This window comes from Nonomuraea sp. NPDC050786, from assembly GCF_040654115.1.
In the GTDB taxonomy this organism is placed as follows: Bacteria; Actinomycetota; Actinomycetes; order Streptosporangiales; family Streptosporangiaceae; genus Nonomuraea.
Genome location: NZ_JBFAHJ010000041.1, coordinates 19,650 through 36,947, shown reverse-complemented (window position 1 = coordinate 36,947; position 17,298 = coordinate 19,650). Strand labels below are relative to the sequence as shown.

Sequence of the window (17,298 nt, the reverse complement as noted above, 5' to 3'; positions counted from 1 at the left end):
ATGAGCCAGGGAGCGCGCGGCATAAGCTGGTTGATCACGGACTTCGTGAACAACGTGCCGGGTGTCGCGCACACGGTCGTGGTGTCGTCCGACGGCTTGCCGCTGGCCTTCTCTGAGGGTTTTCCCAAGGACCGGGCCGACCAGCTCGCCGCGGTGGCCTCGGGTGTGATCAGTTTGACCCAAGGCGCCGCGCGGGTTTTCGAGGGCGGTATGGTGACGCAGACCGTTATCGAGATGCAGCGCGGGCTCTTGATGATCATGTCCATCAGCGATGGCTCCTGCTTGGCCGTCCTGGCCGCTCCCGACTGTGACATGGGGTTGGTGGCGTACCAGATGACCTTGCTGGTCGAGCGGGCCGGTCAGGTGTTGACCCCGGCCGTACGCGCCGAACTGCAAGCGGCCCGCCCCCGCTAGCGGGGCGGTGACAGGAGAACATGGTGTCAGGTCAGGGTTGGGCTGGTGATAGCACTCCGCCGCATCCGGCGGCTCCCCGTCCGCAGAAGCCGAGCTCCCTGGTACGGCCCTATGCCGTGACCGGGGGGCGCACCGCGCCGCGGATGAAGTTCGCCATGGAGGCATTGGTGTCCTCCGTGACGTCGGAATACCAAGACATTTCCCTACTTAGTCCGGAGTATCAGGCGATCATCCAGCTGACCCGCAACGTCCGGTCGGTTGCCGAGATCTCCGCCCTTTTACGGCAGCCCCTTGGCGTGGTCCGGGTGCTGATTGCCGACATGGCGTCGGAGGGCCTGATCCGCGTGCACCAGCCTGCGCTGGACGCCGGAAAGCCGGACCTGAACTTGCTCGAAAGGGTGCTCAGTGGACTTCGCAGGCTCTAGCCCCGGCCTAACCTCGACGAAGATCGTCGTGGCCGGGGGCTTCGGCGTGGGGAAGACGACGTTCGTTGGTGCGGTCTCGGAGATCCTGCCGCTCACCACCGAAGCGGTCATGACGGACGCTTCGGCACACGTGGACGACGTCTCCCTCACGCCCAACAAGACGACCACGACCGTGGCCATGGACTTCGGCCGGGTCTCGCTCGACCGTGATCTGATCCTGTACCTGTTCGGCACGCCCGGACAGCACCGGTTCTGGTTCATGTGGGACGACCTGGTGCGGGGTGCGATCGGCGCGGTCGTGCTCGTGGACACGCGCCGTCTCGCCGACAGCTTCCCGGCGATCGACTACTTCGAAGAGGCGAAGCTGCCGTTCGTGATCGGCATCAACGGCTGGGACGGGCAGTTCGCGCACGCGGAGGAGGAGATCCGCGAGGCTCTGTCGATCGGCGGCCACATCCCGATCGTCCGCCTGGACGCCAGGCAGCGGGAGTCGGTGAAGGCCACCTTGATCACTCTGGTGGAACACGCCCTGACCCGCCACATGCACACCCCGGTGTAGCCTTCCCGGCGGCGACGCAGGCTCTCGGCGGCCCCCCACGTACCTGTGGTGGGCCGCCTTTCGCTTCGGCGGGGGGCCGGTCGTCAGAGGGTCTTGACGGTGCCGCCGTCGATGACGTGGTCGGCGCCGGTGATGTTGGCGGCGACGTCCGACAGCAGGAACGCGATGAGGGCGGCCACCTCCCTGGGCTCGGTGATCCGGCCGGTGGTGATGCCGAACGCCTGCGGGATCTGCTCGAGGAACGCGCCGTGCTCGGCCCCGGCGAGCGCGGCGACCTTGCCGCCGAAACCGTCCGGGTCCTCCCAGATGGCGGTACGCACGACGCCGGGCGAGACGGTGTTGACCCGCACCCCCTGCGGCCCGAACTCCTCGGCGAGGGACTTGCCGAGCGCGGCCAGCGCGGCCTTGGCGGCGCTGTAGGCGACGGGGCCGGCGGCCGGGAGCCTGGAGTTGATGGACGAGACGTTGACCACCGATCCGCGCCGCTCGATCAGGCTGGGCAGGGCGGCCCGGGTGACGCGGACGGTGCTGAGCAGGTTGATGTCGAAGATGGCGGCCCATTCGGCGTCGCCGGTGTCGAGGAATCCGACAGGCTCGACGGCGTCGCCGGCCCCGACGTTGTTCACCAGCAGGTCGATGCCGCCCAGCTGGGCGAACGCCGTCTCCATGAGGGTCGCGACGCCGTCCGCGGTGCTCAGGTCGGCCGACACCGCGACGGCGCCCGACTTCTCCAGCTCCGGGGTGACGGTGCGGGCGGCGCCGACCACGCGTACTCCCTCGGCGACGAGGGTCTGTACGGTGGCCAGCCCGATGCCCCGGCTGGCGCCGGTCACGACGGCGGTCTTGGCGTGCAGGTTGAGCTCCATGAGGTGCTCCAATTCTTGAACTATAGGTACAAAAAATAGGCATGGTGAACGCCCTGGCCTGGCAGGCGAGGGTTCAGAGGGAGTCGATCACCGCATCGATCACCCTGTCGAGGCGTTCCGGCCCGTCGGCGACGCGCGCGATCAGGCGCATGCCGACGACGGTGTTCAGCAGCAGGCTCCCGATCGCGTGGGCGTCCCGGTCCGCGGCGATCTCTCCGGCGCGCTGGCCCTCTTCGATCAGCGCGCGGAAGGCGTCCTCGGTGCGGTCGAGCATGCGCCGTACGAGCTGGGCCGCGCTCTCGTCGGCCCGCCCCAGCTCCGCCGCCGTGTTCACGGCCAGGCAGCCGCGCCGGTCGGGGTCGGCCAGGTCCATCTCGGCCAGGAGGCGCAGCGCCCCGCGCAGCCGGTCTTTCGTGGGCCCCGGCTCTCCCAGCAGCTCGATCAGCGCCGCCGCCTGGCTGTCGCGGTAGCGGCTCAGCGCCGCCTCGAACAGGGCGTGCTTGCTGCCGAAGGTGTTGTAGAGGCTGCCCTTGCCGATGCCGAGCGCGTCGACCAGGTCCTGCGGCGTGGTGCCGGCGTAGCCCTTACGCCAGAACACGTCCATGGCCCGGTCGACGGCCACGTCCGGATCGAACTGCTTCGGCCTTCCCATGTCCACGACCGTAGCACTTTCTGGACCTCAGGGTCAAAAACCTGTGACGGACCCCCGGCCCGCGATCTCTTGACCTTTGTCAGGCCGGTCGGTCATGATCAACCGCGAACTCCCGCCGAAAGGTGATCACGTGCGATTAATCGCAGGCACAGCCACGACCGTGGCCGCCGTCCTGACCGCCGTCCTCCTCGTTCCCCAGCCCGCCTCCGCGGCCGCCCAGCTCATCGGGAACGGCACTTTCACCAGTTCCACCTCCCCCTGGTCCGCGATCGGCCAGACCACGGTCGCGGCCGAGTCCGGTCGCCTGCGGGCGGACGTGAAGGCCGTCGTCGCCAACCCCTGGGACGCCATGGTGGCCTCGCCCACCACCGCCGCGCTGAACCCGGGCAAGAGCTACACCCTCTCCTTCGACGCCTACTCCACCGTCGCCTTCAAGGCCCGAGCGACGGTGCAGTACACGGCCACGCCCAGCAGCAACCAGTCGCTGGCCGCGGACGTGCAGCTGACCACCGCGAGCAAGCGCTACAGCATCCCGTTCACGGCCGCGACCGCCGCCAGCACGGCCGCGGAGGTGACGTTCCAGCTCGGCGGGTCCGGCGCCAAGCCCGTGGTCCGGTTCGACAACGTGTCGCTGATGGAGACGCAGACGACGCGGCCGACCGCCCTGTACGTGTCCAGCCAGTCGAACCCGGCCAAGTGGGCCGCCGCCAACCTGGGCACGGACGAGGCCAGGGCCAAGGCCATCCAGGCGAGCATCGGCAGCAAGCCGATCTTCGAGTGGTTCGGCGGCTGGTTCGGTGACCTCACCCAGGCCGTCGACACCTATGTGGGCGCGGCGCAGGCCCAGGACAAGCTGCCGATGCTGGTCGCGTACAACATCCCGAACCGGGACGCGTGTGCGAACCAGTCGGGCGGCGGCGCGGGCGACGCGGCCGGCTACCACAACTGGATCACCGAGTTCGCCAAGGCCATCGGCACGAGGCACGCGATCGTCGTGCTGGAGCCCGACGCGGTCGCCGCCGCCGAATGCGTGAAGAAGATCAACAAGGAGCCCGAGGACCAGTACCGGATGCTGCTGGACGCCACCCAGGTGCTGAAGGCCCAGGCGCCCAACGCGTGGGTCTACCTGGACGCGGCCAACGCCACCTGGCATGCGCCCGACGTCATGGCGCCGCTGCTGGTCAAGTCCGGCATCGCCAACACCCGCGGCTTCTCCGTGAACGTGTCGAACTACTTCACCACCGCCGACTCCGAGGCGTACTCGGTCGCGCTCAACGGCTACCTGTCGGGCTCGGTGGGCGCCAAGAAGTACGTGATAGACACCAGCCGCAACGGCAACGGCCCCTACTCGGACAGCACCCCGGAGGACAACTGGTGCAACCCGCCGGGGCGCAAGCTCGGCACCCCTCCGGTCAAGCAGTCGAGTGGCGCAGAGTACCTCTTCTGGGTCAAGGTGCCCGGCGACTCCGACGGCCAGTGCGGCATCTCCGACAAGACGGCCGGGACGTTCGATCCCGACCTGGCGATGGCCCTGATCAACGGCTGACGCACGCTCCGACGGCCGGGCCCGCGCCAGGGCCCGGCCGTTCGCTCACACGCGCTGGAGCAGGAGGGAGACGAAGCCGAGCGCCCCTCGGTAGCCGTTGAGCCACATCTCCCGGTGCTCCCGGGCGACGGCGAGGGCCTGCTCGCCGTCCGGGCCCGGGTTGGCGGCGGCCCATCGGGCCAGTGTGCCCGTCCAGGACCATTCGTACTCGTCCCACTCGGCCAGGGTGCTCACGTGGGCGTAGACGGTCAGCCAGCCCCCGGACTCGGCGGCGGCCGCCGTGCCCGCCAGGTCGGGGTACTCCCCGATCTCCGCCGCGATCTCCGGGGCCGGGGTGCGCTCCCAGAAACCCTCCCCGACCAGCGCCAGCCCGCCTGGCCTGACGAACTTCGCGACCGTTTCCATCGTGCCCGCCAACCCCTCGAAGGCGTGGGTCGCGCCCACGCAGAGCACCAGGTCGTACGGCTCCGAGGCGGAGAACTCGGCGGCGGGCATCCGGTGCAGCGCCAGCCGGTCGGACAGGCCACGGGCGGCGGCCGACTTCTCCGCTGCCGACAGGGCCGACGGCGAGATGTCCACCCCGTCCGCGACCGCGGACGGGACCAGCTCCAGCGCCCGGAGCGACCATTCGCCCTCGCCGCACCCCAGGTCGAGGATGCGCGCCCGCTCCGGCAGCGCCGCCCGGCGCAGCAGGCGGTCGAGGTTGCCCGCCGTGATGGGCGCGGCGATCGGGTGGTCACGATGGGCGATGGCGCTGATCAGGTCTCTGTCCATGCCGTCCATCATTTCGGCGGGCGCAACCGGTTTATCGGTCGTGGCGGGCCAGGAGCGCGCGGGCCGTGGCGGCCATGGCCTCGTCGACCATCTCGCCCTCGAACGTCACCGCCCCCGCCCCGCCGGCCTGGGCCGCCTCCACGGCCGCGATCAGCCGGGCGCAACGGGCCAGTTCGTCGGCGGTAGGGGAGAACACCTCGTTGATGACGGGGATGTGGGAGGGATGGATCGCCATCATGCCCTCGTACCCGAGCGAGCGGTTCTGCTCGGCGAAGGCACGCAGCCCCTCCAGGTCGCCGATGCCGGTCCACAGGCCCGCGACCGGGTTGGGCGTCCCCGCCGCGCGTACGTCCAGGAGCACCCGGGAACGCAGGCCCAGCGTGCTCTCCAGGCTCCACCGGTAGCCGACGGCACGGGCCACGTCGCCCCCGGGCGCGGTCACGGCGCCGAGGTAGGCGACGCGGGCGGCCGCCCCGGCGATCTCGTACGCCCCGCGCAGCGCGGAGGCCGTCTCCAGCAGCGGCACCAGGGCGATGCGCCCCGGCGGCAGGCCGTGCTCGCGCTCGCACCAGCCGAGCAGCCGGTCCGCGAGCCGTACGTCGCCGGGACCGGCCACCTTGGGCAGCACGATCCCGGCCAGCCTCTCGTGCGCGACGGCACGCAGCTCCTCGGCCCCGGCCCAGCCGTCCAGCGGATTGACGCGGACGAACAGGGCCATGCGCCCGTCGAACCCGGCCACCGCCGCGGCCACCCGGCGGCGCGCCTCGGCCTTGCCGCCGGCCGGGACCGCGTCCTCGAGATCGAGTATCGCCGCGTCCGCCCCGGCCGCCTCCGCCTTGGCCAGCCAGTCCGTCCGGGTGCCCGGGACGAAGAGCAGGGAACGGAGGGGGAGCCGTTCAGATGACACCTTGCTTCTCCAGGTCGGCCAGCTCGTCCTCGCCGAGCCCGAGCCAGTCGTGGTAGACGAGGCGGTTGTCCTGGCCGAGCCTGGGGCCGGTGCGCCAGACCTTCCCGGGGCGGCGGTGGAAGTGCGGGATGACGCCCTGCATGCGTACCGGACCGAGGTCGGCGTCCTCGACGGTGATGACGTCGCCGCGCTCGGCGTAGACGGGGTCGGCGACGATGTCGGCGGCGGTGAACACCCGCGAGGCCACCACCTCGGCGCGGGCGAACTCCTCCAGGCACTCGCCCGTGGTCCGCGCGGCCACCCATTCCCGCAGGCCCTCGTCCAGGATCTGCCGGCCCGCGTGCTGCTGTGCCGAGGTGGCGAAGTCCTCCTCCGGCAGGCCGAGCAGTCGGGCCACGTTGCGTACGGAACGGAGGGTCGCGGACGTCACCGTGATCCACTCGCCGTCCCGGGAGCGGTAGGTGTTGATCACCGCGGCGGGCGCGACGGCGAGCTGGTTGCCCGCCCGTCCGGGCACCGCGCCGAGCTGGTCGTATGTGATGATCTGCCACTCGATCAGCCGGTACAGGGGCTCGAAGAGGGCCAGGTCGATCCACTCGCCGTCGAACTCGGGGTCTGCGGCCCGGCGGTGGAGCGCGGCGAGCACGGCGTACGCGCCCATCAGCCCCGTGACCGCGTCCCCGTGCGAGAACCCGGTGTGCACGGGAGGCCCGTCGGGGAACCCGGTCAGGTGCACCACTCCGCTCCTGGCCTCGCCCATCTTGCCGAAGCCCGGCTCGTCCGCGCGCGAGGAGGTCGCCCCGAACCCGGAGATCTGCAGCAGGACCGCCGAGGGGTTGATCCGGTGCACGGCCTCCCAGTCCAGCTCCCACTCGCGCAGCCGGCCGGCCCGCAGGGTCACGATCACGACGTCAGCCCAGGCGACGAGCCGGTGGGCGATCTCCCGTCCGGCCGCGTGGTGCAGGTCGAGGGTGACCGAACGCTTGTTGCGCCCGGCGACCTTGAACCACAGGGGCACGCCGTCCCGTACGGGACCCATCGCGCGAGCGGCGTCGCCGGCGCCCGGGGCCTCCACGTGCACCACGTCCGCGCCCTGGTCGGCGAGCATGGAGCCGGCCATCGGCCCGGCCACCACGTGCGCGAACTCCACCACCTTCAGGCCGCGCAACTGCCCTGTACCTGTCACCTGTGCTCCTTCGCCTCCCGATCACGACTGCGGTCGTTTCATCCTGCCGAGGCGGTGAAATGCGTGTCCAGCACAAGAAAACCATCATTCAATGCGCTTTCCACATAAATCCACATAAATTTGCGGGTTGTTGGGTGCGGCGTCAGTCGCGGTTCCAGGAGACGCCTGTGGGCAGGTCGCGCAGTTCGCGGCGGAACGTGTCGAGCAGGTCGAGGAACGCGCTCGTCGCCAGCGGCAGCGTGCGGCGGGCGCGGACGACGACGTCCAGGCGGCGGTCCACGACGGGCTCGGTGAGCGGCCGGTACGCCAGAGACCCCGACCCCATCAGCGGCAGCACCAGGGCGGGCATCGCCGAGACCCCGAGCCCGGCCGTGACGAGCCCGCCCACCGTCGCCACGCTCCCCGCCTCCGCCGCGACCGTCACAGAGGCCCCGGCCTGGGCGAACGCCGCGTCCGTGAGCCGCCGCACGCTCGACTCCGGCCCGACGGCGAGGAAGGGCTCCCGTGCCAGCTCCTCCCACGTGACGGACTCCTGCGAGGCGAGCGGATGGCGCTCGGGCAGCACGGCGTGGAAGCGGTCCCTGATCAGCGGCCGGTGCTCGAGCTGCTCGGGCGCGGCGCCGACCGTGGAGATGGCGAAGTCCGCGTCCCCCGACAGGACCCGGCCGAGCACCACCTGCTCCAGGCCGTCCATGATCCGCAACGTCACCATGGGCCGCCGCCCGCGGAAGTCGGAGATCACCCGGGGCAGCAGCACCGCGGCCACCGACGGCAGAGTGGCCACCGCCACCACGCCGGACTCGCCGAGCAGGTAGCGCTCCAGCTCCTTCATGCCCGACCGGTGCGCGGACACGATCTGCTCGGCCACCCGCAGCGTCTCCACCCCGGCCGCCGTCAGCTGCACGTTACGGGTGTCGCGCTCCAGCAGCTGCGCGCCGAGCAGCCGCTCCAGCTCCGCCACCGCGCGGCTGAGCGACGACTGTGACACGTGCATCTCGGCCGCCGCCGCGGTGAAGCTCGCCGCCCTGGCCACGGCGGCGTACGCGGCCAGCAGCCGCAGGTTCGCCTCCATGGCGGTGAGCATAGACCCAACTGTTGCGCAGATCGCATGGATAAATGTTGCTTTGATGCTGGACCTGCGATTTAGTCGCTCGGAAACTCTTCCGTAACACTCCGGCACATCACCCCCCGTGAGCCGGGCAAGGAAGAAGGCGAACTTCGATGCTGGCAGCCCTGGGATTCACCACGATCGTTCTGTTCCTGCTGCTCACCATGACCAAGCGCGTATCGGTCCTGATCGCCCTGGTGCTGATCCCGGTCCTGACCGCGCTGGCCGGGGGCTTCGGCGGCGAGCTGGGCAAGATGATCCTCGACGGGCTGGGCAAGGTCGCGCCGACCGGCATCATGATCGCGTTCGCGGTCCTGTACTTCAGCCTGATGATCGACGCGGGCCTCTTCGATCCGCTCATCCGCGGCATCCTGCGGGTGGCCAAGGGCGACCCGCTGCGCATCGCGGTCGGCACCGCCGTGCTCACCATGTGCGTCGCACTCGACGGAGACGGCGCGTCGACGTTCCTCATCACGGTCTCGGCGCTGCTGCCGGTCTACCGGCGGCTCGGCATGAGCCCGCTGGTGCTGTCGGGCGTGGTCTGCCTGGGCGCCGGGGTCATGAACCTCATCCCCTGGGGCGGCCCCACCGCACGCGCGATGGCGGCGCTGAAGCTGGACAGCTCCCAGGTCTTCACCCCGGTGCTGCCCGCGATGGCGGCGGGCATCGTGTGGGTGCTGGTGGCGTCGTACCTGATCGGGCTCAGGGAACGCCGCCGCCTCGGCACGCTGCCGCCCGCCGACGTGCCCGAGGAGCATCTGGTCGGCGAGGGCCCCGGCACCCAGCGGGCGCCCGTACACCCGGCCCTGACCGTCTTCAACCTGGTCCTCACCCTCGCCCTGCTGGCCGGGCTCGTGCTGCAGGTGATGCCGCTGCCGGTGCTGTTCGTGGTCGGGTTCGCGATCGCGCTGCTGGTCAACCACCCGACCTGGGAACGCCAGCAGGAGCTCCTGGAGCGGCACGGCAAGAGCGTCGTCCTGGTCACCACCATGATCTTCGCGGCCGGGGTGTTCACCGGCATCCTCACCGGAACCAAGATGATCAGCCAGATGGCGTCCGCGTTCGTCGGCGTCATCCCCGACTCGCTCGGCGGGCACCTGCCCGTGCTCGTGGCCATCACCGGCATGCCGCTCAGCCTGGTCTTCACCCCCGACGCCTACTACTTCGGCGTGCTCCCGGTGCTCGCCGAGACCGTCAGCGGCTTCGGCGGCTCGCCCGCCGAGGTCGCCAGGGCCGCCATCCTCGGCCAGATGACCACCGGGTTCCCGCTCAGCCCGCTCACCGCCTCCACGTTCATCCTGGTCGGGATGAGCGGCGTGCAGCTGGGGGAGCACCAGCGCTTCATCTTCAAGTGGGCCTTCGCCTCCACGCTCGTCATGACCGCGGTCGCGCTGCTCACCGGCGCCTTCTCCCTCTGAACCACAGCGTCTCGTAGAGGATCGCACGTGAGACCCATCAAGATCATGGCTGCTCTGTCGGCCGCCTTCGCCCTGACCTGTGCCCCCGCCCCCGTCTCCGCCACGACCGACGCGCCGCTCCCGCCTGACCCCTTCTTCTCGTACGACCGCCCCGCCGAGTACGGCGTCCACCGGGAACGCGTCACCGTACCCCTGCGCGACGGCAGCCACCTGGCCTGCGACCTGCACCGCCCCGCCGCCCCTGACGGGACGCCCGCCCCCGGCCGCTTCCCCGGCATCGTCTACGACTACAACGCCTACAACCAGCTGGAGGCCCAGGGCCGGGCCGCCGCGTACTTCGTCACCAGGGGCTACGTAGCGGCCGTCTGCAATGCCAGGGGATCGGGCGACTCGCCCGGCCACCTCGACCCGTTCAGCCCGCAGGAGCAGCGCGACAACTACGACCTCATCGAATGGCTGGCCGGCCGGCCCTGGTCCACGGGCCGCATCGGGCAGACGGGCGTCAGCTACGGCGGCCACTCGTCCCTCCTGGTCGCCGTCAACAAGCCGCCCCACCTGGCCGCCGTCATCCCCGTGGACGGCATCAGCGACTGGTACGAGAACACGATCTACCGGGGCGGCATCTATTCCGCCAGGATCCGCGACTGGCAGCGCGCCACCGCCCCCGACACGCTCGTGACCTACGCCCAGCACCCGCTCTATGACGACTTCTGGCGCGGGCGCAGCGTCAAGTCCCGCTGGCAGGACCTCGACGTCCCCGTCCTGGAGATCGCCGGCTGGTACGACCGGTACCGCCAGGGCATGGTCGAGAACTTCCAGGCGCGCGAGCGCAACGTCTGGCTGGTGTCCGGCCCATGGGTGCACGGCTGGCCGGCCGGGCAGCCCGCCGACATCGGCAACGGCGCTTATCTCGCCTGGTGGGACCGCTGGCTGGCCCGCCGCCCAGGCGCGCCGCTGCCCGCGGCCAAGGTGACCTCGTACGAGGTGCCGGGCACGGGCTGGCGGCAGTTCGGCAGCTGGCCGCCCGCCGGGACGCGGCAGGTCCGCCTGGGCCTGTCCGCCGACGGCACCCTCTCGGCCACCCCCGGGGCCTCGGCGACCCGTACGTTCGAGGTCAACACCGAGCCGGTCGCCGGCGGGCCGGGGCAGCGGCTGGAGTTCGCGACGGTGCCGTTCCAGCGCGACCTGGTCCTCGCCGGTGACGTCCGGGCAAAGGTACGGGCCTCGTTCACCGCCACCGACGGCAATCTCGCGGTCGTGGTGCAGGACGTCGCGCCCGACGGCAGCGCCACCCGCATCACCCAGGGCTGGCTGAAGGCGAGCCACCGCTTCGGCCACGACCGCGCCGTGCCGGTGCGCCCGGGCAAGACGTACGACCTGGAGATCCGCACCTGGCCCACCCACTACCGCGTCGCGGCCGGGCACAGCCTCCGCGTCACGGTGTCCAGCGACGACTACCCGGAGATCGACTCGGACGCACCGGCGGGCCAGGTGTCGCTGAGGCTCGGCCACGGGGGCTCGACCATCCGGCTGACCACGCTCTGACCTGTCCCTGTCCCTGTCCCTGTCCCTGTCGCGCCGGGCTCGGCATGCGGGCCCGGCGCGACGGTGATGGGTCCGGGAGCGCTGATGCCGCTGGGGTAGGATCGGCGCATGGTAAATGGCACCCTGTTTCTCTGATCACGCACTCGTGAGAAGGCGCAGTGCCGCTGGAGCATGTCGGCTCCAGTGGCGGCTCGGCCGCGCCTGAGTCCGGCCGTAGCCCGCGTTCTCTCACCGCGTCGACCGTCAATCGGCATCAGCAGAGAAACGAGTGCATCACCATGGCTTCCGGTTTCCTTTCGGAGCACACCGCCGTCCTGAACACCCTCGACCCCGACGCCCCCGCCCTGGACGATCTCGAACCGCTGCGCGGCGTCATCGAGGACGCCCGCGTCGTGGGCATCGGCGAGGGCGCCCATTTCGTCCACGAGTTCACCCTCGCCCGCGCACGGCTGCTGCGCTTCCTCGTCGAACGCTGCGCCTTCACCCACGTGGCGCTCGAACTCGGATCCGCCCAGGCCGCCGACGTCAATCCCTGGCTCGCCGGCGAGGGTGACGAGTCCGACCTGCACCGCCTGAGCGGCCCCCTCACCCTCGGCATCTTCGGAGAGCTGCTGCGCTGGCTGCGCCGCTACAACGCGAGCAGGCCGCGTCCCGTCCAGATCGTCGGGATCGACCTCCCCAACACCCTCACGCTCCTGCCGGACCTCGATCCGGTCGCCGACTACCTGCGGCTGGTCGATCCGGACATCGCGGACCTGGTGGCGGGCGTCCTGAGCGCGGCCGGCGAGATCACCGGCGGCTCGGCCGCCGTGTCGGGGCCCCGGTGGGGGAGCCTCGACCCGGCGTTCCAGGACTCCCTCACGGCGGGCCTGGCCCGGCTGTCGACGCGCCTCAGCGCGCTGGAGCCGATCTACGTCTCCCGCAGCGACCAGCACCGCTACGACGCCGCCCGCCGGCACCTCGACGCGGCCTGCCATACCGACTACATGCTGCGCGCCATGAACGACCTGTTCTCCGGCCGGGGAGCGACGGGCGACACGTCGGCTCGCGACCACTACATGGCCGCGTCCGTACAGTGGCACCTCGCACGGGCGGACGCCGGCGCCCGAATGGTGCTGGTGGCCCATAACAGCCACATCCAGAAGACCCCCGTCACCTTCGACGGCTACCTGGCCGGCCTGCCGATGGGCCACTACCTCGCCAGAGACCTCGGCCGGCAGTACCGCGCCGTGGCGCTGACCCACACGGCCGGCCAGGTGCCGGAGATGAGCGTCACCGCCGGGGACTCTCCGGTGGGATTCACGGTCGCCCCCGTCACCCTGGACGCCCCGCCTCCCGGAAGCGTGGAGAGGGCACTCGCCGACGCCGGGCTCGGCGGGGCGGTCACCCTCACCGATCTCCGTTCGAGCACGTCGCTCGATCGCATCCGATCGCAGAGCGCCTACGTGGACACGCCGCTTCATGAGGCGTTCGACGCGGTCATGAGCGCGCCCACCGCGACGACCGACCCCACCGTGAACTTCTAGGGGTGCGGTAAGAAACATGTCATGAGCCCGAAACGCCGATTGGCGAAGGCGCTGTACGGCACCTCCGCCAATCGGCGCGAGGAGCTGGAGATGACCGTCTTGTGCCGGCGCATCCTGCAGCACGTCCAGCCGTACGGCGAGGTACGGCTGGACGTGGCCAAGCGTCTGCCGCTCGGCGACGAGGCACGACCCGCCACCTCAGGGCAGATCGACGTTGCCTGGTGCACACGGACGCGGCTACATCTGCCCCGGTTCAACCGCTGGAGCCGGGGCGGTGGTGAGTCAGTCGTTCGCCGCAGGGACCTTCGGCTCTTCGTCAGTCCAGCCAGATTCCACTACGGCGCTCCAACCGGCCGGCCGGAGATCCGTGCAGCCTTGCTTGCCGACCGACCTGCCAACGGACAGCAGGCGCCCGGTGTCCTTGTCGAACAGAACTTGCGACTCAGTGCCGTAGGCGGGCTCGCACCGTCGCAGCGCGACCCCGACCGCGTCACGACCCAGCGGGTCCCGCACGTCACCGAGGGAACGAACCTCGGGCAGATCGGCCATCAGCCGAAACAGCGCAGCCCTGACCCTCGACGGAACAGGCAGTTCGAGCAGCAACTCGGCCGCCTGATCGAAAAGGATCTCCTCCCTTTTCTGGTCACTCATCGCGCCAGGGCCCTGCCACTGGATCAGCACCTTCTTCAGGGCCTCGGGCTCGGTGGGCAGGTGCTCGATCTCGGCGACGGAGACCGCCTTGCCGTTGACGTTGGGCCACCTCGATCCCGGCTCGGCGAAGTCGTTCAACCGCGCAGCGTAGGGCGTCTTGCCCGTCTCAACACGCACTGCCCGGTTGCCGCGGGCGCAGGTGAAATGAGCCTGGTCTGAGCTGAACTCATCCTTCTTGGGTGGCTGTGCCCCCTTGACAGCCTCCACCCGGGTCCAGGAGTGAACGAGCCACCAGCTCGGGTCCTTGGGCGATCGCGCCGCCCACGTCTCGTCCCGGCATACACCCTGAGATTGCCTTTCGCCGAGCAGCAGGCCGCCCGAGTTGACACCCTGGGTGTGCCAGTACCGGCCCGCGCCAGTCGGCGCCTTCATGGTCTGCTCCGCAGCGGCGAGCAGCAGACCGCGCGCGGCGGGATCGGCGGACGGGTTGCCGGCACCGGCGAGTACCAGGGTCGAGGCTACCGCGAGCCCCGCTGCGGCCACTCCCACTGCCCATCCCAGGCCAATACGGCGGCGGCGGGGTACTGCCAGGACCTTGGACGGCCGCGTGCCCGCGCCGGCGATGATCCGCTCGAGCCGCTCCGAGTCGTCCGCCGGGTTGAGCGAGGCGGGACGAGCGTCGGCGAGCACCTTCATCACGTCGGTCTTCTTCATCGGGATGACTCCTTTGCCGATGCCAGCGATCTGGAGGGATTGGTGACCGTGCCGGGCTCCGTGGCCATCGCGCGCTCCAACCTGCGCCGGGCTCGGTGCAACCGGACGAAGAGCGTGGCGGTCGAGCACCCGACGACTTTCGCCGCGTTTGCGGCCCGGAGGCCGTGCCAGGCGACCAGCGTGAGCAGTTCACGATCTTCGTCGGAGAGCGTGGCGAGTGCCCGCAGAACAGCGATCCTCTCGGTTACCGACTCTGCGATGTCGCCCGCCGTCACCTCCTCGGCCGTGGTCCACGCTGCCAGCTCGCTCTCCAGCGACTGACGCCGTGCTTCCGCGCGGTAGGACTCGCGCAGGATGTTGCGCGCAACGCCGAGCAGCCACGGGAGCGCCTCGCCCGGCACATCGTCGATCCGCCGCCACGCGACACCGAATGTCTCGCTCGCCACCTCCTCCGCCAATTGCCGCCCTGCGCGGCTGACCGCGTATGCGTACACGCTCGAATAGCAAGAGCTGTACAGGGCGGTGAACCGGTCCCGAGGACCAGGTTCGGTCATGCGTCCCTCCCTTCCTCTAAATGCGCCATCACGAGGGAAGTGAGCGAACCGCACCAGTTCTTACAGGCCGAGGGGAATGTGTGTTGCCTGCCCCGTGTCTCCCGCGTCTTGTACTCGCCCCACCCGAAGGAGCGACAGATCCTCGTTCGACTCCTCCGGGTGGGCAGCGCCGCAGTCCTCCCTCTACGCCGAAGCCGGCTTGTCTGGGACCGAGGTGGCGGTAGATCGTGGCGCGGCTGACGCCAAGTCGGCCGGCGATCTGCTGGACGGTGTAGCGGTGCTTGCCGTCATCGCCCTTCATTTCGTACGGCGCGCGGGCCATCTCCACGCCGTGGGCGTCCTGGGCCGGTGGACGCCCGCCGACGCGGCTGGAACTGTAGGCGGCCGGACGGCGGGGAGGTATCGATGCCCTGCTTGAGCACCAGGAGGTCGACCTCGCGTTCGCGGAACTGCGCCGGCAGGTCCAGCAGGTGGCGCAGCGAGCGGGCGGCGCGCAGGTCATCAGCCATGATCGTGAAGTCGAACATCGAGAACGAGACTGCGCTTGCAGGGTGTCTCAGGGATGATCGGTTTCGCACAAGATCACGGCGCCGTCAGCGAGATCCAATGCATCGGTAGTCGTGATGGCGACCTGGACAGAGCCGGTCGCTTGGAGCTTATGACAGGCTTCTTACCGGCACCCCTTCAAGCGAAGAAAGCAGATCATGGATATCACAAGCGCCGTCGTCACCGGCGCCGCCGGCGGGATCGGCAGAGCCCTCGCCGGCCGTCTCCGCGCGACCGGCGCGCGAGTCGTACTCGCCGACATCGACGCCGCGGCCCTCGGCGGAGCCGCGGCCGAGTTGGAAGCCGACGCCGTCCGGACCGACGTCTCCGACGCCGCGCAGATGGAGGCCCTCGCCGCCGCTGTTCCGGACGTCGACCTGGTGTGCCTGAACGCGGGCATCGTCGGCCGGGACCTGGGCGCGCCGTGGGAGGTGGGCCCCGAGGACTGGGAGCGGGTGTTCGCGGTGAACGTCGGCGGCGTCGTCAACGGGTTGCGCGCCTTCGTCCCACGGCTGCTCGCGGCCGGCCGGCCCGCGCACATCCTGATCACCGCGTCCCTGGCGGGGCTCGTCACGTTCCCCGCAGGCGGCGCGTACGCGGCCTCCAAGCACGCCGTCGTCGCCATCGCCGAGCAGGCCGCCCTCGCGCTGGCGGACACGCCGGTCGGCGTGACGGTGCTCTGCCCGGCCCTGGTCCGCACCGGCATGTCACCCGAAGGCGAGGACCCCGCGACCATCGCCGAGCAGGCTCTCGCGGCCGTGCGGGCGGGGACCTTCGCCGTGGTGCCGGACGGCTGGGCCGCCGGGATCACGCGCCGCGGCCAATGGCTGGCGACCGGAGCTCAGCCGGAGCCGCCGGCCGTGGACGCGGGGCCCTGACGTCCTTGTGACGGCTCGCCCGTTCGCCCCGAGGGCATCCCCGGGAGAACGGGCGGGCGTTCAGCGCTTGCGTGCCAACGTGACGCCGTCCCGGACGGGCAGCATCACGCACTCCAGCCGGTCGTCACGGACGATCGCCTCGTTCACATCGCGCATCGCCCTGGGATTTTCCTCCTGGAAGGCCGGGTCGAGCACTCTGCCGCCGAGGAACACGTTGTCGAGGACGAGCAGGCCGCCGGGGCTGAGCCGCGGGACGACCTCCTCGTAGTAGGCGGGGTAGTTGACCTTGTCGGCGTCGATGAAGGCGAAGTCGTAGGCGGGCTCCGCGGGCAGCGCGCGCAGCGTTTCGAGCGCCGGGCCGATCCTGAGGTCGATGCGATCGGCCACTCCCGCACGCTCCCAGAAGGTCCTGGCGATGGCCGTCCATTCGGTGCTCACGTCGCAGGCGAGCAACCGGCCGTCGGCGGGCAGCGCGCGGGCGATGCACAGGGACGAGTATCCGGTGAACACGCCGATCTCGATCGCGCGGCGCGCGCCGGACAGGCGTACCAGCATGCTCAGCAGGGCGCCCTCGTCGGCCGAGATCTGCATCCCGGCGGCGTGGCCGGTCGCCTCTTGTGTCGTGGCGGCCAGTTCCTGCAGCAGTTCGTCGGCTGGGGTGCAGTGCGTGAGCAGGTACTCCTCGATGCTCGGGTCGACGATCCGAAGGGCGTCCCCGGCCACGGGCTCCGTCCAGTCGACCTTGAGCTCCTCCTGGGTGGCGAAGCGCAGGAGGTGGCGGGTGATGACGTCCTGGACGCCGGCCAGGGCGTCGGTGTCCGCTGCGGCGGCGGTCAGGACCAGCTCGTCTCCCGCGGAGGCGAGCGTGCAGGTGCCGTGGCCGAAGGCGATGGTGCCCCGGCCGTGGCCGGTGAGCTCGGCGGCGGCCTTGTGGCCCATGTGTAAGATCAGCTGCTTGACGTAACGCTCAGGGCGAGAGGTTGCTACGTGTGCCATGGAAAGGGGCATGCGAGGACCCTTCTTCATCAG

The 17,298-nt window shown here is 70.5% G+C and carries 18 protein-coding genes; 8 read left to right on the top strand and 10 right to left on the bottom strand.

Going from position 1 to position 17,298, the window contains the following annotated elements:
* Genes AB0H84_RS47005 through AB0H84_RS46995 form a run of 3 tightly spaced genes read left to right on the top strand, consistent with a single transcriptional unit; the run spans position 1 to position 1,398 of the window.
* Complete coding sequence (locus AB0H84_RS47005; RefSeq protein ID WP_201760494.1) at positions 1-414, top strand: roadblock/LC7 domain-containing protein; 414 nt, start codon at positions 1-3, stop codon at positions 412-414.
* Positions 415-434: 20 nt separating this feature from the next.
* Positions 435-839 carry a DUF742 domain-containing protein gene (locus AB0H84_RS47000; RefSeq protein WP_055507219.1) on the top strand — a complete coding sequence of 135 codons (405 nt, stop codon included), beginning with the start codon at positions 435-437 and terminating at the stop codon, positions 837-839.
* Entirely contained in the window at positions 820-1,398 is a 579-nt protein-coding gene (locus AB0H84_RS46995; protein ID WP_357619787.1) for an ATP/GTP-binding protein, read from the top strand. Before AB0H84_RS47000 ends, AB0H84_RS46995 begins: the two co-directional genes overlap by 20 nt.
* An 83-nt stretch (positions 1,399-1,481) precedes the next feature.
* Here the strand turns inward: AB0H84_RS46995 and AB0H84_RS46990 are convergent, their stop codons facing one another.
* Together AB0H84_RS46990 and AB0H84_RS46985 are read right to left on the bottom strand one after the other, a co-directional pair.
* Positions 1,482-2,276, bottom strand: coding sequence for an oxidoreductase (locus AB0H84_RS46990; RefSeq protein WP_357619785.1), 795 nt, complete (start codon positions 2,274-2,276; stop codon positions 1,482-1,484).
* Between the two features lie 61 nt (positions 2,277-2,337).
* Entirely contained in the window at positions 2,338-2,916 is a 579-nt protein-coding gene (locus tag AB0H84_RS46985; protein WP_357619783.1) for a TetR/AcrR family transcriptional regulator, read from the bottom strand.
* A gap of 130 nt (positions 2,917-3,046) precedes the next feature.
* Here AB0H84_RS46985 and AB0H84_RS46980 point away from each other — a divergent pair, with 130 nt between their 5' ends.
* Entirely contained in the window at positions 3,047-4,462 is a 1,416-nt protein-coding gene (locus tag AB0H84_RS46980; protein WP_357619781.1) for a glycoside hydrolase family 6 protein, read from the top strand.
* Positions 4,463-4,507: 45 nt separating this feature from the next.
* Here the strand turns inward: AB0H84_RS46980 and AB0H84_RS46975 are convergent, their stop codons facing one another.
* The 4 genes from AB0H84_RS46975 to AB0H84_RS46960 form a co-directional block, all read right to left on the bottom strand.
* Positions 4,508-5,236 carry a class I SAM-dependent methyltransferase gene (locus tag AB0H84_RS46975; protein WP_357619779.1) on the bottom strand — a complete coding sequence of 243 codons (729 nt, stop codon included), beginning with the start codon at positions 5,234-5,236 and terminating at the stop codon, positions 4,508-4,510.
* A 31-nt stretch (positions 5,237-5,267) separates the two neighbouring features.
* Positions 5,268-6,143, bottom strand: coding sequence for an aldolase/citrate lyase family protein (locus tag AB0H84_RS46970; RefSeq protein WP_357619778.1), 876 nt, complete (start codon positions 6,141-6,143; stop codon positions 5,268-5,270).
* A complete protein-coding gene (locus AB0H84_RS46965; RefSeq protein ID WP_357619777.1) occupies positions 6,133-7,329 on the bottom strand; it encodes a CoA transferase in 1,197 nt (398 codons plus the stop codon). Before AB0H84_RS46965 ends, AB0H84_RS46970 begins: the two co-directional genes overlap by 11 nt.
* Positions 7,330-7,471: 142 nt before the next feature.
* The gene (locus AB0H84_RS46960; RefSeq protein WP_357619775.1) at positions 7,472-8,401 is read right to left on the bottom strand and encodes a LysR family transcriptional regulator; all 930 of its coding nucleotides are present in this window, start codon (positions 8,399-8,401) and stop codon (positions 7,472-7,474) included.
* Positions 8,402-8,550: 149 nt separating this feature from the next.
* Here AB0H84_RS46960 and AB0H84_RS46955 point away from each other — a divergent pair, with 149 nt between their 5' ends.
* From AB0H84_RS46955 to AB0H84_RS46945, 3 genes are all read left to right on the top strand, one after another.
* Positions 8,551-9,855, top strand: coding sequence for a citrate:proton symporter (locus AB0H84_RS46955; protein ID WP_357619773.1), 1,305 nt, complete (start codon positions 8,551-8,553; stop codon positions 9,853-9,855).
* Between the two features lie 27 nt (positions 9,856-9,882).
* The gene (locus AB0H84_RS46950; RefSeq protein WP_357619771.1) at positions 9,883-11,400 is read left to right on the top strand and encodes a CocE/NonD family hydrolase; all 1,518 of its coding nucleotides are present in this window, start codon (positions 9,883-9,885) and stop codon (positions 11,398-11,400) included.
* Between the two features lie 278 nt (positions 11,401-11,678).
* Positions 11,679-12,926 carry an erythromycin esterase family protein gene (locus tag AB0H84_RS46945; RefSeq protein ID WP_357619769.1) on the top strand — a complete coding sequence of 416 codons (1,248 nt, stop codon included), beginning with the start codon at positions 11,679-11,681 and terminating at the stop codon, positions 12,924-12,926.
* Between the two features lie 282 nt (positions 12,927-13,208).
* Here AB0H84_RS46945 and AB0H84_RS46940 read toward each other — a convergent pair whose 3' ends face one another.
* The 3 genes from AB0H84_RS46940 to AB0H84_RS46930 form a co-directional block, all read right to left on the bottom strand.
* A complete protein-coding gene (locus AB0H84_RS46940; protein WP_357619767.1) occupies positions 13,209-14,291 on the bottom strand; it encodes a CU044_5270 family protein in 1,083 nt (360 codons plus the stop codon).
* A complete protein-coding gene (locus AB0H84_RS46935; protein ID WP_357619765.1) occupies positions 14,288-14,845 on the bottom strand; it encodes an RNA polymerase sigma factor in 558 nt (185 codons plus the stop codon). Before AB0H84_RS46935 ends, AB0H84_RS46940 begins: the two co-directional genes overlap by 4 nt.
* Positions 14,846-15,132: 287 nt before the next feature.
* Positions 15,133-15,372, bottom strand: a complete 240-nt coding sequence (locus AB0H84_RS46930) for a recombinase family protein (protein WP_357619763.1) — start codon at positions 15,370-15,372, stop codon at positions 15,133-15,135.
* Positions 15,373-15,549: 177 nt separating this feature from the next.
* Here AB0H84_RS46930 and AB0H84_RS46925 point away from each other — a divergent pair, with 177 nt between their 5' ends.
* Entirely contained in the window at positions 15,550-16,269 is a 720-nt protein-coding gene (locus tag AB0H84_RS46925; protein WP_357619761.1) for an SDR family NAD(P)-dependent oxidoreductase, read from the top strand.
* A 60-nt stretch (positions 16,270-16,329) separates the two neighbouring features.
* On the opposite strand, the gene AB0H84_RS46920 is transcribed toward AB0H84_RS46925, so the two are convergent.
* Positions 16,330-17,265: a DUF2218 domain-containing protein gene (locus AB0H84_RS46920; RefSeq protein WP_357619759.1), complete on the bottom strand. Its 936-nt coding sequence runs from the start codon at positions 17,263-17,265 to the stop codon at positions 16,330-16,332.
* Positions 17,266-17,298: the final 33 nt, after the last annotated feature.